The organism is Pseudomonas sp. NPDC088890 (assembly GCF_044900155.1).
Classification (GTDB): Bacteria; Pseudomonadota; Gammaproteobacteria; order Pseudomonadales; family Pseudomonadaceae; genus Aquipseudomonas; species Aquipseudomonas urmiensis.
In genome coordinates this window covers 74,602-86,985 of record NZ_JBJDNG010000006.1, presented here as the reverse complement: position 1 = coordinate 86,985, position 12,384 = coordinate 74,602, and the positions used below count along the sequence as shown (strand labels likewise).

12 protein-coding genes and 1 tRNA gene are annotated in these 12,384 nt (G+C 63.5%); 6 read left to right on the top strand and 7 right to left on the bottom strand.

Annotation, left to right across the window (positions count from 1 at the left end; translation table 11 throughout):
- Positions 1–107 precede the first annotated feature (107 nt).
- Together ACI2JX_RS14535 and ACI2JX_RS14530 are read right to left on the bottom strand one after the other, a co-directional pair.
- Positions 108–251 (bottom strand): hypothetical protein, encoded by a 144-nt coding sequence (locus ACI2JX_RS14535; protein ID WP_264234708.1) that lies wholly within the window; start codon positions 249–251, stop codon positions 108–110.
- A 95-nt stretch (positions 252–346) separates the two neighbouring features.
- Positions 347–1,561 (bottom strand): MFS transporter, encoded by a 1,215-nt coding sequence (locus ACI2JX_RS14530; protein ID WP_404690343.1) that lies wholly within the window; start codon positions 1,559–1,561, stop codon positions 347–349.
- Positions 1,562–1,751: 190 nt separating this feature from the next.
- Here ACI2JX_RS14530 and ACI2JX_RS14525 point away from each other — a divergent pair, with 190 nt between their 5' ends.
- Together ACI2JX_RS14525 and ACI2JX_RS14520 are read left to right on the top strand one after the other, a co-directional pair.
- A complete protein-coding gene (locus ACI2JX_RS14525) occupies positions 1,752–2,675 on the top strand; it encodes a FecR family protein (protein WP_404690439.1) in 924 nt (307 codons plus the stop codon).
- A 96-nt stretch (positions 2,676–2,771) separates the two neighbouring features.
- Positions 2,772–2,848: transfer RNA gene (locus ACI2JX_RS14520), tRNA-Met, on the top strand.
- 57 nt (positions 2,849–2,905) lie between these two features.
- Here ACI2JX_RS14520 and ACI2JX_RS14515 read toward each other — a convergent pair.
- Positions 2,906–3,523, bottom strand: a complete 618-nt coding sequence (locus ACI2JX_RS14515) for a LysE family translocator (protein ID WP_404690342.1) — start codon at positions 3,521–3,523, stop codon at positions 2,906–2,908.
- Between the two features lie 205 nt (positions 3,524–3,728).
- On the opposite strand from ACI2JX_RS14515, the gene ACI2JX_RS14510 reads away from it, so the two are divergent.
- Positions 3,729–4,646: a LysR substrate-binding domain-containing protein gene (locus ACI2JX_RS14510; RefSeq protein WP_404690341.1), complete on the top strand. Its 918-nt coding sequence runs from the start codon at positions 3,729–3,731 to the stop codon at positions 4,644–4,646.
- Here the strand turns inward: ACI2JX_RS14510 and ACI2JX_RS14505 are convergent.
- From ACI2JX_RS14505 to ACI2JX_RS14490, 4 genes are all read right to left on the bottom strand, one after another.
- On the bottom strand, positions 4,586–5,170 hold the full coding sequence (locus ACI2JX_RS14505; RefSeq protein ID WP_404690340.1) for a D-Ala-D-Ala carboxypeptidase family metallohydrolase: 585 nt from the start codon (positions 5,168–5,170) through the stop codon (positions 4,586–4,588). The two genes, ACI2JX_RS14510 and ACI2JX_RS14505, sit on opposite strands and share 61 nt — an antisense overlap.
- Before the next feature lie 166 nt (positions 5,171–5,336).
- Positions 5,337–5,975 carry a carbonate dehydratase gene (can, locus tag ACI2JX_RS14500; protein ID WP_404690339.1) on the bottom strand — a complete coding sequence of 213 codons (639 nt, stop codon included), beginning with the start codon at positions 5,973–5,975 and terminating at the stop codon, positions 5,337–5,339.
- Between the two features lie 51 nt (positions 5,976–6,026).
- Entirely contained in the window at positions 6,027–6,482 is a 456-nt protein-coding gene (gene rimI / locus ACI2JX_RS14495) for a ribosomal protein S18-alanine N-acetyltransferase (protein WP_264234702.1), read from the bottom strand.
- Positions 6,479–7,267, bottom strand: coding sequence for an energy transducer TonB (locus ACI2JX_RS14490; protein ID WP_264234701.1), 789 nt, complete (start codon positions 7,265–7,267; stop codon positions 6,479–6,481). The genes rimI and ACI2JX_RS14490 overlap by 4 nt, the downstream gene beginning before the upstream one ends.
- Before the next feature lie 282 nt (positions 7,268–7,549).
- On the opposite strand from ACI2JX_RS14490, the gene mksB reads away from it, so the two are divergent.
- From mksB to mksF, 3 genes are read left to right on the top strand one after another with little or no spacing between them, the layout of a single operon-like run.
- Entirely contained in the window at positions 7,550–8,818 is a 1,269-nt protein-coding gene (mksB, locus tag ACI2JX_RS14485; RefSeq protein WP_264234700.1) for an Mks condensin complex protein MksB, read from the top strand.
- A complete protein-coding gene (mksE, locus tag ACI2JX_RS14480; RefSeq protein WP_186554224.1) occupies positions 8,808–9,515 on the top strand; it encodes an Mks condensin complex protein MksE in 708 nt (235 codons plus the stop codon). The genes mksB and mksE overlap by 11 nt, the downstream gene beginning before the upstream one ends.
- Entirely contained in the window at positions 9,512–12,343 is a 2,832-nt protein-coding gene (mksF, locus tag ACI2JX_RS14475; protein WP_186554225.1) for an Mks condensin complex protein MksF, read from the top strand. The genes mksE and mksF overlap by 4 nt, the downstream gene beginning before the upstream one ends.
- Positions 12,344–12,384: the final 41 nt, after the last annotated feature.

Sequence of the window (12,384 nt, the reverse complement as noted above, 5' to 3'; positions counted from 1 at the left end):
CGACGCACCCAGGCCTTGCTGGCCCGGTCGGCTGGAAATCACTGAAAAATGTTCGCACGCAAACGCCCGCAATCACGCCGGGGAGGCGTTGGACGCAGGCACGCGGATCAGCTCAGGGCAAGGTGTGGCGAGAAGGTGAAGGCAAACAGCACGCTGCGTCGCCGCTTGAGCACCGTGTCGCTCGGCCAGGCACGCCGACAGGCCTGGGCAGCAGGCTGGCGGGCTTGGAGGAGACGCTGAGTACGGCGCATTGCATCGACTACGCAGGTAAAGAGGAGGCGGCACTCTAGGCCAAGGCTGATCGATTCGTCAATTGTTGGGACCGCGCGAAGCGGCCCCAACAATCTCAGCGCTTACCCGTAGACGGCAAGAACACCGCCAACAAGCCAAACAGCGGCAGATACGAGCACAACCCATACACATACTCGATCCCGCGCAAGTCGGCCACATAGCCGAGCAGCGCCGCGCCAATCCCGCCAAAGCCAAACATCAGGCCGAAGAAGATCCCGGCAATCATGCCGACATTGCCCGGCACCAGTTCCTGGGCATACACCACGATGGCCGAAAACGCCGAGGCGAGGATAAAGCCGATCACCAGGCTCAGCACCGTCGTCCAGAACAGGTCGGCATACGGCAGGGCCAGGGTGAACGGCGCCACCCCAAGAATCGAGAACCAGATCACCGCCTTGCGCCCGATGCGATCACCAATCGGCCCACCGAAGAAGGTCCCCGCCGCCACCGCGCCAAGGAACAGGAACAGATGCAGCTGGGAGCTGGCCACCGACAGCTCGAACTTCTCGATCAGATAGAAGGTGAAGTAGCTGGTGAAACTGGCCATGTAGAAGTACTTGGAGAACACCAGCAGGCCGAGCACGATCAGCGCAGCGATCACCCGCTGGCGCGACAGGCCATGGGTCGCCTGCACCGCCTTGCGCGCTTTGGCCTGGTTGAGGTGGGCCTTGTACCAGCGGCGCAGCATCAACGTCACGGCAAAGAAGAACAGCCCTGCCAGGCCAAACCAGGCGACATGGTTCTGGCCGAACGGAATGACGATCGCCGCCGCCAGCAGCGGGCCGAACGCGGAACCGGCGTTGCCACCGACCTGAAAGGTCGACTGGGCCAGGCCAAAGCGCCCACCCGAGGCCAGGCGGGCGATACGCGAGGTTTCGGGGTGGAAGGTGGAGGAGCCGATGCCGACCAGCGCCGAGGCCAGCAGAATCATCGGGAAGCTGCCGACAAACGCCAGCATCACAATCCCCACCAGCGTGCACAGGGTGCCCAGCGGCAGCAAGTTAGGGGTCGGACGCTTGTCGGTGAAAAAACCTACCCACGGCTGCAACAGCGAGGCGGTGATCTGGAACGTCAGGGTGATCAGGCCGATCTGGGCGAAGCTCAAGTCGTAGTTGGCCTTGAGCATCGGATAAATAGCCGGCAGCACCGACTGGATCAGGTCGTTGATCAGATGCGCCAGCGCGCAAAAGCCGATGATGCGCATCACCAAGGGGTTGGCGCCTTGGGCAGCCGACACAGGGGTGGTGGTCTGGGTACTACTGATGGCCATGGGCTAAATATCCGTCCGCAGGTTTGGGATCCGATTATCGGGAAACAAATAGATACATAGCTAGCTTTTTTGCCACCGGTCCGCCGCGCACTTGTAAATGGTTCTCAATATATTTAGCATCCATGGCACATTGCCCTGCCACCATTGCGCGACTACGCCCTTTCTCGCGAGCAACCCGACCATGAGCCCGATGCCCGCCCTGCAGCTTCAGCCCGATCCCGAACGCGAGGCGCTGGAGTGGTTCTCCCGCCTGCGCCAGCCCGGTAGCGACGAGCAGCTACGCCGCGCCTTCGCCGCCTGGTGCCAGGAGCCTGACAATGCCCGTGCCTATGCCGAACTCGAGGCGTACTGGCAGCAGCTCAAGCCGCCCACAGCTCGGCCGCGGCCACGCCTGCTCAAGGCCCGCCGCAGCCATCTGGGCAAGGTTTTGGCAGCACTGTTCCTGTTGCTGCTGGCAGCCCTGGCCTACCTCTACTGGCCGCTGATGCAGCGCCTGGCCAGCGAGCTGCATACCGCCAGCGGCGAGCGGCGCAGCGTGCGCCTGGCCGACGGATCGACCCTGCACCTGGACAGCGCCAGCGCGATGAACGTCGATCTGCGGGGCCGCACCCGCCAATTGCATCTGGTGCAAGGGCAAGTCTATCTGGAGGTGATGCTCGATGGCCGGGCAATGGAAGTACAGGTCGACGATGCGCGGATCCAGGTGTTTGGCACTCGCCTGATGATCGCCCGCACGCCCGCGCACGACGAACTGGTGGTGCTCAATGGCAAGGCGATGGTTATTCAGGGGGGCGATCAGCGCATGGTGTCGGCCGGCGAGCGGGTGACCTTCTCCGACAGCCGCATCGATCCGGTACAGAAGATCGACGCCAAGCACGCCGATGCCTGGCGCAACGGTCACTTGCTGGCTAAGGACGTGCCATTGGCGCAGGTCCTGCAGCGCTTGGCCGGCTACCAGGGCAAGCGCGTCTGGCTGATGGATGAGCAAACCGCCTATCGCCGCGTCAGTGGCGACTTCAACCTGGATCGTCCGGCAGAAAGCCTGGAGCAGCTCGCCCGCGAACAGCAATTGCAGCTGCACAGCCTGCTTGGGCAGTGGCTGATCGTCCGCTGAATCGGCCCTAGCCGGCTAAGCTTTTGAAAGCGTGTAAATTTTTTTTGAAATGAGTGTTGACAGAGGGGCCTTTGAAGAGAATAATGCGCGCCAGTTGGCTACATAGCTCAGTTGGTTAGAGCATAGCATTCATAATGCTGGGGTCCGGGGTTCAAGTCCCTGTGTAGCCACCAAATTCGAAAAGGGCTTACCGCAAGGTAAGCCCTTTTTCTTTGTCCGGGCAAAAGCCATCAGCGCACGCCTGACACCATCACCGCCAAGCCCAGGCCAATCAGTGCCACACCAATAAGCCGATCGACCACCACCTGCCGCTCGATCATGGCCTTGCGCAAGGCTGCACTGGAAAAGAACACCGCCACTAGGCTGAACCACAGCCAATGGGCCACGGACATGAATGCGCCATAGGCGAAGTCCACTGCCAATGGGCTACCTGGCTGGACCACCTGGGTATAGGCACTGACCACGAACAGCATGGTCTTGGGATTTAGCGCGTTGGTCAGAAAGCCGCTGCGCAGTGCCATCCACAGGCTTGCACTGTCATCCTGCCCGAGCCCATCAAGGCAAATCCGCGTGGTGTTGGTCAGCGACTTGTAGCCCAAGTAGACCAAGTAACCCGCCCCCAGCACTTTCATGGCCAAAAACAGCGCCGGGCTTTGGCTGATGATTACGGCAATCCCCAGCACGGTGTACAGCACATGCACCTGCACGCCCAGTGCAATGCCCAACGCGGCTGCCAGTCCAGCTTTGCGGCCCTGTGCATAACTGCTGCGGGTGACCATGGCAAAGTCCGCGCCCGGGCTGATGACAGCAAGGATGGTAAACAGGGCAACGGCGATCAATTCATTCACAGGGTATCTCCTCGATAGGCGATGAAAATGCACAGAGCGCTGATTATCGAAGGCTTATCCACAGGTAAAAATCGATTTATAGTGCGACTAATCTGCTAGTTTTATTCACATATTCTCTTTGTCTGTACCGGCATCATCGCGGGGACGTGGCCCCCGTGGGAGCGGGCTTGCCCCGCGATGAGGCCCGCACAGCCGACACAAAAAAATGAAAACACCCCCACTCAACGCCTTTCGCTACTTCGACATCGCCGCACAAACCGAGAATTTCGTGCGCGCCGCCGAGCGCCTGCACGTCACCCACGGTGCGGTCAGCCGCCAGGTGCGCCTGCTGGAAGAGAGCCTCGGAGTGGCGCTGTTCGAGCGGCGCAACCGGGCGATTTTCCTCACCCCCGCCGGGCGCAATCTGCACGCCGCGACCCAATCGATCTTCGAGCAACTGCAAAGCGCGGTGCAGCGCGTGCAGCAACAAGAGCAAGACAAGGTGCTGGTACTGTCCTGCGAGCCGACCATCGCCATGCGCTGGCTGATCCCCCGCCTGCCTGGCTTTCACGCTGCCCATCCAGATATCCAGCTGCATCTGGTCGCGGCCGGCGGCCCGGTGGATTTTGCCCGCGGCGGCATCGACCTGGCGCTGCGCCGGGATGATTTTCACTGGGACCGCCAGCTGCATAGCCTGAAGATCTGTGACGAATGGGTCGGCCCGGTCTGCCGCCCAGGCCAGGATCAGCGCCTGGATGGCCAACGCCTGCTGCACAGCCGCACCCGGGTAGACGCCTGGAGCAGTTGGCTGCGCTTGAGCAAGCAACACGCCCGACATTCCGAGCGCAGTGACTATGAGCATTTCTATCTGTCGATCCAGGCCGCCAGCGCCGGCCTAGGGCTGGCGATCGCCTCAGCCCTGATGGTGCGTGACGAGTTGGACAGCGGCCAGCTACAAGCCCCTTTCGGCTTCCTGCGGGACGGCTCGGCCTATCACCTGCTCAGCCCGCAACCGCTGCAAGACGGCAGCCAACGGCAACGCTTCGCGCAATGGGTGATCAACCAATGCCAGGCTTGCCTGACTCACTTGGGCTTGGCGCAGAACGACGAGCCAGCGCTGCCATCACCACCCCAGGTTCGATAGCCCGCCGTGTCGATATGAATGCGCCCCGACGGATAGCGACCCAAGCCCATGTTCCAGGCCTGGCCGTGTTGCTGCCAGAAGCTGCACAGTGGATTGGGATCGGCCCAGGCGGGCAACAGCAGGTCGACAGCGAACGCCCGGGTATGCGCGCTGCCCACCGCGCCCCCGGCGCAGGCGTTGAGGCGCGGGTCGCGATAGGCCGAGACCACCTCGAATTGACGCAGCGCGCCCCGGTCGTCGAGGGTCTTGATCAAGGCCAGGGTCGAGCGTACCGCCGGCCACTGGCTGGCGGGTGGTACGGCGAAGGGTGAAGCCCTGCACAGGCGCCAATCGGAGGCTGAACGCAGCAATTGATGGATCGGCACGATGCCGTAGAGGCGAGCATCGACCAGCATCTGGCGAAACGGCCGGGTCTGATGGTCTCCCGCCCATTGGGCGAACATCCACAGGTCGCGCTCGTCGGCCTGGGTGACCGCAGCGCTCAGCAGACTCGCTGCCAGTATCAGTTTCCTTGCTCGCTCCATCCCTGCCCCCCCCTATCCGTCGGCTGCCTGAGATGCAGTTAAGCACGGCGAGCCGCTGCGCGACTCGTTCGCGGGCAAGCCCGCTCCTACAGGGATGGGTGTCGTCCTTGTGGGAGCGAGCTTGCCCGCGAACAGGCCAAGGCCGCTCAGGCAATACTCAGGGGCTTTACTCCAAAGGCCGCAAGCGGTACTGCGGCGGCAACTGGGCAAAGCCGCTGATGGTGGTGTCCAGGCTCTTCCAGCGGCCATCTTTGATGCCATAGATGCAACCATGGATCGACAGCTCCTGCCCCCGGTGCCAGGCATTCTGGACGATGCTGGTGTGCGCCACATTGGCCACCTGCTGGATCACGTGCAGCTCGCACAGACGATCGACCTGCGCATCGATGCTGTCCAGCTTGGCCAGCTCGCCACGCTTCTCGTAGTACAGATCGCGGATCGAGCGCAGCCAGCCATCGATCAGGCCCAACTGACGATCCTGCATGGCCGCACGCACCCCACCGCAGCCATAGTGGCCGGTCACCAGGATGTGTTTGACCTTGAGCACTTCGACCGCGTACTGAATCACCGACAAGCAGTTGAGGTCGGTGTGCAACACCACGTTGGCGACGTTGCGGTGCACGAACAGATCACCCGGCAGCATGCCGACGATCTCGTTGGCCGGCACCCGCGCATCGGAGCAGCCGATCCAGAGATATTCCGGCGTCTGCTGGCGAGCCAGCTTGGCGAAGAAATCGGGATCGCGCTGGGTAATGGCATCCGCCCAGCGCTCGTTGTTGTCGATCAATTCCTGCAGGTCGTGCATGGTCTTGCCTCATCAGGTTATGCCTGTGTGACTCGACCTACCCCTGCGGGGTCACTCTTCGAACAGAGTGCAGGCCATCACCAGGGCGTCTTCGCGTCCGCCAGCCATCGGGTAGTAGTCCCGACGCCGACCGACTTCGTTGAATCCGTAGCGTTCGTACAGACGGTAGGCCGACTGGTTGCTGGCGCGCACTTCCAGGAAGCACTCGCGGCCGTTGAGCTGATAGGCCCGTGCCATCAGGTGCTCGAGCAGGCGCAGGCCCAAGCCGCGGCCCTGGTTTTCCGGCTTGACGGTGATATTGAGCAGATGCGCCTCGTCGATGATCACGTTGATCACCCCATGGCCGACTTGCTGCTGACCGTCGAACATCAGCCACACTTCATATGACTTGAGCGCATCCTGGAAGATTCCACGGGTCCAGGGATGACTGAACGCGGCATATTCGATCTTAAGCACGGCATCCAGATCCGCCTCGGTCATCGGGCGGAAGCTGATCGAATCACTCATTCAACGCTCTTCCAGCGCGCCATCAGCTGGCGCATCGCTTGCCAGACGTCCGCTTTGCGGTGCGGCTCGTCCATCAACAGTTCAAGGCCAGGCAAGGCCCAGGCATCGCCCAGACCATCGACCTTCAGTTCTTGGTAATAGGCTTCAGTCTGAACTTCAGCGGCAAAGCGCAGCGCTGGCAGGCCGACCAGCCACAGGCAGGTGCAGGGGGTTTCTTCCAGCCGCGCCTGGATAAAACCCTGGACGAAATCACGGGCGGCTTCCGGGCCTTGGTCCATATTGCCGCGCACCAGCAGCGGCCAGCGCACCGGCTCGCCGATGATTTGCGGCGCATCGGGCAGACCGGCGGCGCGCAGCATGTCCTTGAGCAGCAGGTAGGACGGGTCGCGGCTCTGGAACGGCTGGCCGGTGGCAAGCTCGACCAACAGCAGGCAACTGCCGGCGCGCAGCAGCTGCAAAGCAAAACGTGGCGGTGGCACCGGTGCCGGGCGTACCACAGGCGCGGTTTCTTCGGCCTCGACCGCCTTGGGCGCAGGCTTGGCGGTGCTGGCTGGGCGAGGTATCTCGATTTTCGGTCGTTCGCCGGAGCGCGCTTGTGGCGCAGCTGGTGGCGGCGTAGCGCTGGGCGCGGCAGGGCGGACGTCGAACTCGATGTCCTCGACCGGCGCCTGCGGCAACAGCAGCTCCGGGCGCGACGGCGCGGCGAACGGCAGTTCGGCGCGCGGCAGCCAATGGACCACTTGCATGGCGCAAAGGTAGGCGCGGCGGCGGGACTCGATCAGCACAGCACGGTCATCCAGGGAGAAGTCAGTCGGCCATTCTACCGCCCTTGGCCGGCTTGCGCCGCTACTGGCTGGCGGAAATTTATTGCCTGTACTGACGCTATCGCGGGGCAAGCCCGCTCCCACGTAGCGCCCAGATACGTAGGCGCAGCGTGGGAGCGGGCTTGCCCCGCGATGAAGGCGCTGCAGGCCCTGCAAATCCTCATTACAGACCAAGGGGTGAAATCCTCCCCCCCGGATGCAGTACAATCGCCGCTTTTAACTTGGCAACGAGTCGACCCGCCAATGATCGAACCCAAGCGCGTCCTGCGCGCCCTAGCCGAACACTGGGCATTGATCGAGCCGCTGTGCGAGCGTTTCGACCAGGGCACCCTGAGCCTGATCGAGCTGCGCCAGCAACTGGGCCGCCAGCAGGTGGAAAGCACCCCGCAGGACATCACCCAGCTACTGGATGTGTGGATCCGCCTGGATATCCTGGTGCCGGTGGCGAAAAGCCCGAACCGTTTCGAGCTCAACGCCCAGATCCACGACTTCCTCGCCTACCTGCGCCGCGAGCACCGCCTGGGCCTGTGCCTGGAGATCGAAGCCTACCTGCGCCACCTGGAGCGCCTGGCCGGACATATCCAGGACGCCTTCGACAACCGCGACAGCGACGATTTGGCGCGCCAGCTGCGCCTGCTCGACATGCGTGTGCGTGACGTCCTCAAAAAGCTCGACAACGACGAGCAGGCGCTGGTCGCCGTGGCCGAACGGGCCAAGACCAGCAACCGCCAGATCCCCCTGCGTCAGCGCTATGCCGAGGTCCTGGCGACCTGGGATGAGTACGTCGAGCCGATGATCCAGCTGGTCAACGCCGACGGCGCCTTCGAGCAAGGCGTGCGCAAGGTCGAGACCGTGCTGCTGCGCCTGCTCGGCGAACAGGCGCGACTCGGTCACCTGGTCGACGACGACATGTTGCTGCGCACCCATGCGCGCATCCTCGAGATGCAGACCAGCGCCCAGCTGACCCTGCGTCACGCCCGCGAGCTGCTGCTGCCGCTGCGCGAAGAAGCGCGCCGGCATAACGCCGTGACCCGTGGCGCCGCCCTGGCCCTGTCGGTGATCCGCCGCAAAGGCATCGACGCCGTGCCACAGGCGGCGATGCCGATGTTCACCCGTCCGCAGAGCACCTTCCTCGGCAGCGCCAGCCAGGTCGAGGCCTACGTCTACGCCCTGGCCCGCTTCGAGCCCAAGCCTGCGCGCTTCCCCAAGGCGCACAAGACCAACAAGGGCCCGGCACCGCGCGCGCCGCGCACGGTCAAGGAAATGCTCGAACGCTGCCAGGACGCCCTGCCCCTGCCCGACCTGATGGTCTGGCTGCTGGAGCAGGAGCCCGAAGGCGCCACCGACGAACTGCTGTACTGGTTCTCGCGCCTGTCGCGAGAAAAGCGCTTCAGCCGCGAACGCCTCGAGCGGCGTGACTACACCACCCGTGAACATCGGGTGAGTCTGCGCTCGTTCGCCCTGACCGCACCATCGCCTGAATCCAACGCGAGCCCAGCCAATGCATCTTGATCTTTCCGAACTGTCCCAGCTCGCGCCGATCTTCCGCGAGCTGTTCAAGGGCTTCCATGTCAGCCGCCGCGACCCGGAGCTGTACGCCCAGCTGTCGAACTTCCAGGACCAGTACCGCACCCTGTTCAAGGCCCTGGGCTTCGAGCTGGTGTGCGATACCCGCGGCTTCTACTATTTCGTTCCGGAGCTGGCTGCCGCGCAGGTCAACAAGACCGCCCAGCGCCTCTCGCTGTTCACCTTCATCCTGGTCGAGCACCTGGCCGACCAGGGCCGCGACCCAATTGCCGTGCTCGATGGCGGCAGCATTGGCCGCGATGAACTGCCGTCGCTGCTGGAGAAATACCGCGACCTGTTCATCCAGGCCGAAGTGCAGACCGTCGACGAGCTGGAAGAAAAGATCCTGCGGCGCATGACCCAGCTGGGCTTCGCCCATGAAGAAGGTGGTATCTACCGCTTCCTGCCGCCGATGCACCGCTTCCTCGATGTGTGCCTGTCGGTCCAGCAGGACCGCGACCTGGCCGCCACCCTGCACAGCGACCTGCCCCTGCCGACGCCGGTACTGGTCGAAGAAGAGAGCCCCGAGGAGCTGGCGCGCACCGACGACCCGCTCGACCTCAGCCCGTTCGACGGCGAGGAAAGCGAAGAAGACGCCCTGGCCCGGGCCATCCGCGAAGAGCAACAGGAGATTGACGCATGAGCCAGGAACGCTACGGCATCCGCCGCTTCGCATTGCTCAACACCGCCGGCTACAGCCTGGGCCTGTTCCCTCTGGAACACCCGCTGTCGGTTTACGGCGCCAACAACCTGGGCAAGTCCGCCTCGATCAACGCCTTGCAGTTCCCGATCCTGGCGCGCATGTCCGACATGAGCTTCGGCAAGTACAGCCTGGAGCAGTCGCGGCGCTTCTACTTTGCCAGCGACACCAGCTACATCCTCTGCGAACTGAACCTGCCGCACGGCCCGCACGTGATCGGCGTGGTCGGCCGCGGCCCAGGCGGCGGTTTCGGTCACCAGTTCTTCGCCTACCAGGGCGAGCTGGACCTGGCCCACTACCAGAAAGACGACACCTGCCTGCGCCAGAAAGAGCTGTTCACCAACCTTGAGCGCAACGGCCTGAAGGCCTACGAGCTCAAGCCGGACGAACTGCGTCGACTGCTGGTGGGCGGCCACACCTCGGTGCCGTTGGACCTGACCCTGATCCCGCTACGCTCGACCAGCGAACAGAGCCTGAAAACCTTCCGCGCCCTGTTCATCAACCTGCTGCACATGCGCGAGATCACCGCCGCCAAGCTCAAGCAGCTGTTCCTCGATGCCTTCGAGCACAGCCTGCGCTCGGGTAGCGTCGACTACATCGCCGCCTGCGAAGAAGCCTTCCGCGACGTACGCCGCATGGAAGGCGACTACAACGCCCTGGTCGCTGCCGGGCCACTGGTCGAGGCCCTGGCCGGCGGCGTGGCCCAGCGCGATATCCTGCGCGGCAAGCTGCATCGCCTGTCGCCGCTGCTCGACAACCTGCTGGGCACCTGGCAGGACTACGCCATGGCGCGCAAGGAAGAGCTGGTGATCCAGTCCGAGCACTACCGCGCCGAGCAAGATCGCCTGCAAAACGACCAGCGCGGCGGCACCCAGGAGCTGATGCGCCTGGAGCGTGAGATCACCGGCATCCAGCGCTGGCTGGGTGAACTGTCGGTGCTCAAGCATCGCTTTGCCCTGGTCACCGACGTCAAGGTCCTGGAGCAGCAGTTGCTCGCTGCCAAGGACGCCCACGATGAGCTGGCCGGCGCCCTGGCCCAGTCGCGGCAGTTCTCTGCCGAAGACCTCGACGAGCGCGTGCGCGATCTGGAAAAGCGCGTCAAAGCGGTCAAGCAGCAGCTCGACCACGCCGACAACAACAGCTACGCCCGCCTGCGCGAAGAGTTCTCGCAACAGGACGTCGACCGCCTGATGCGCCTGTTCAACGGCGCCCTGTTCAGCCTGCCGCTGGGCGAGCGCGGCATCGAACTGGATGACAGCGACCTGTGGGTGAAATCCCTCGAAGCCGTGCTCGATAGCTTCAAGGGCGAGCGTTTCGAAGCACCTGGCCTGTCCATCGACCTGTCGCACATCGATCCGCCAGCGTTGCAAGCACTGGCCGACCGCGCTGCCCTGCGCGACCAGAAAGACCGCCTGGATCGCGAGCTCAAGCAGCTCAGGACTCAGCAAGCAGTAGCCGCCGACCGTTCGGCGAGCAAGGCCCAGACCGAAGCCCTGTACCAGCAGGTACTGGATGCGCAGAAAGCCCTGGAAGACTTCCGCCGCACTGAAACCCTGAGCGCTGAAGAGCCGGAGAAGCTGGAGCAACTGAGCCAGCTGGAAGCGGCCCAGGACGAGCTCAAGCGCTCCAGCGACGCCTTCACCGAGCGCGTTCAGCAGCTCTCGGCCAAGCTGCAACTGGTGGGCCGGCAAATCGCCGACCTCGAAGCCAAGCAACGCACCCTCGAAGACGCCCTGCGTCGTCGTCAGTTGCTGCCGGCCGACCTTCCGTTCGGCACGCCGTTCATGGAGCCGGTGGACGACTCGATGGACAACCTGCTGCCGCTGCTCAACGACTACCAGGACAGCTGGCAGGGCCTGCAACGGGTCGACAACCAGATCGAGGCGCTGTACGCCCAGGTACGCCTCAAGGGCGTGGCCAAGTTCGACAGCGAAGACGATATGGAGCGTCGCCTGCAGCTGCTGATCAACGCCTATTCGCACCGCACCGAAGAAGCCCTGACCCTGGCCAAGGCCCGCCGCGCCGCGGTCACCGACATCGCCCGGACCTTGCGCAACATCCGCAGCGACTACGACAGCCTCGAGCACCAGCTGGCCCTGTTCAACCGCGAGATCAACAAGCGCCAGGTGTCCAACCTGGAGAGCTTCCGCGTGGTGCTGGCGCCGAACAAGGAAGCGCTCAAGCACATCGACCAGATCATCCACAGCGCCGGCCAGTACGAAGAAGGCGAAACCCTGTCGGTGTTCGACCTGACCCAGAGCGCCGACCAGGATCACAAGAACGAAGAAGCCAAGGAGTACCTGGCGCGACTGGTGGCGGCCAACCACAACCAGTTGGGCCTCAAGGACCTGTTCGAACTGGCGTTCGAGATCACCAAGATCAACAGCCAGCCGGTGATCCACGCCGACATCGACGGCGCCGCCTCCAACGGCACCACCATGACCATCAAGGCGCTGACCAACATGTACTTGTTGCTGCACCTGATGGACCGTGACCTGGCCGGACGTATTCGCCTGCCCTACTACCTCGACGAGGCGGCAGACATCGACGAACGCAACCAGGCGGCGCTGCTGGAAACCAGCCAGCAACTGGGCTTCGTGCCGATTCTGGCGAGCGTCAAGCCGCAGGTGTCGGCGCGGGTGGCAATCGATCTGGAAGGGGGTAGCGGGCCCAATGGTATCTACATCGACGAGTCGGACTGGAAGTACATCAGCCGCATCGATGAAGTGAAGGCCATCGTTCGCGAAGATCAGGCCGAAGAATTGGCCTGATCAGGGCGTAGAACCCTCGCGGGGCAAGCCCGCTCCCACGA

Bases quoted from the DNA above. Each gene is read 5' to 3' on its own strand.
- ACI2JX_RS14535 (WP_264234708.1), bottom strand. From the start codon at position 251: ATGCGCCGTACTCAGCGTCTCCTCCAAGCCCGCCAGCCTGCTGCCCAG.
- ACI2JX_RS14530 (WP_404690343.1), bottom strand. From the start codon at position 1,561: ATGGCCATCAGTAGTACCCAGACCACCACCCCTGTGTCGGCTGCCCAA.
- ACI2JX_RS14525 (WP_404690439.1), top strand. From the start codon at position 1,752: ATGCCCGCCCTGCAGCTTCAGCCCGATCCCGAACGCGAGGCGCTGGAG.
- ACI2JX_RS14510 (WP_404690341.1), top strand. From the start codon at position 3,729: ATGAAAACACCCCCACTCAACGCCTTTCGCTACTTCGACATCGCCGCA.
- ACI2JX_RS14505 (WP_404690340.1), bottom strand. From the start codon at position 5,170: ATGGAGCGAGCAAGGAAACTGATACTGGCAGCGAGTCTGCTGAGCGCT.
- can (WP_404690339.1), bottom strand. From the start codon at position 5,975: ATGCACGACCTGCAGGAATTGATCGACAACAACGAGCGCTGGGCGGAT.
- rimI (WP_264234702.1), bottom strand. From the start codon at position 6,482: ATGAGTGATTCGATCAGCTTCCGCCCGATGACCGAGGCGGATCTGGAT.
- mksB (WP_264234700.1), top strand. From the start codon at position 7,550: ATGATCGAACCCAAGCGCGTCCTGCGCGCCCTAGCCGAACACTGGGCA.
- mksE (WP_186554224.1), top strand. From the start codon at position 8,808: ATGCATCTTGATCTTTCCGAACTGTCCCAGCTCGCGCCGATCTTCCGC.
- mksF (WP_186554225.1), top strand. From the start codon at position 9,512: ATGAGCCAGGAACGCTACGGCATCCGCCGCTTCGCATTGCTCAACACC.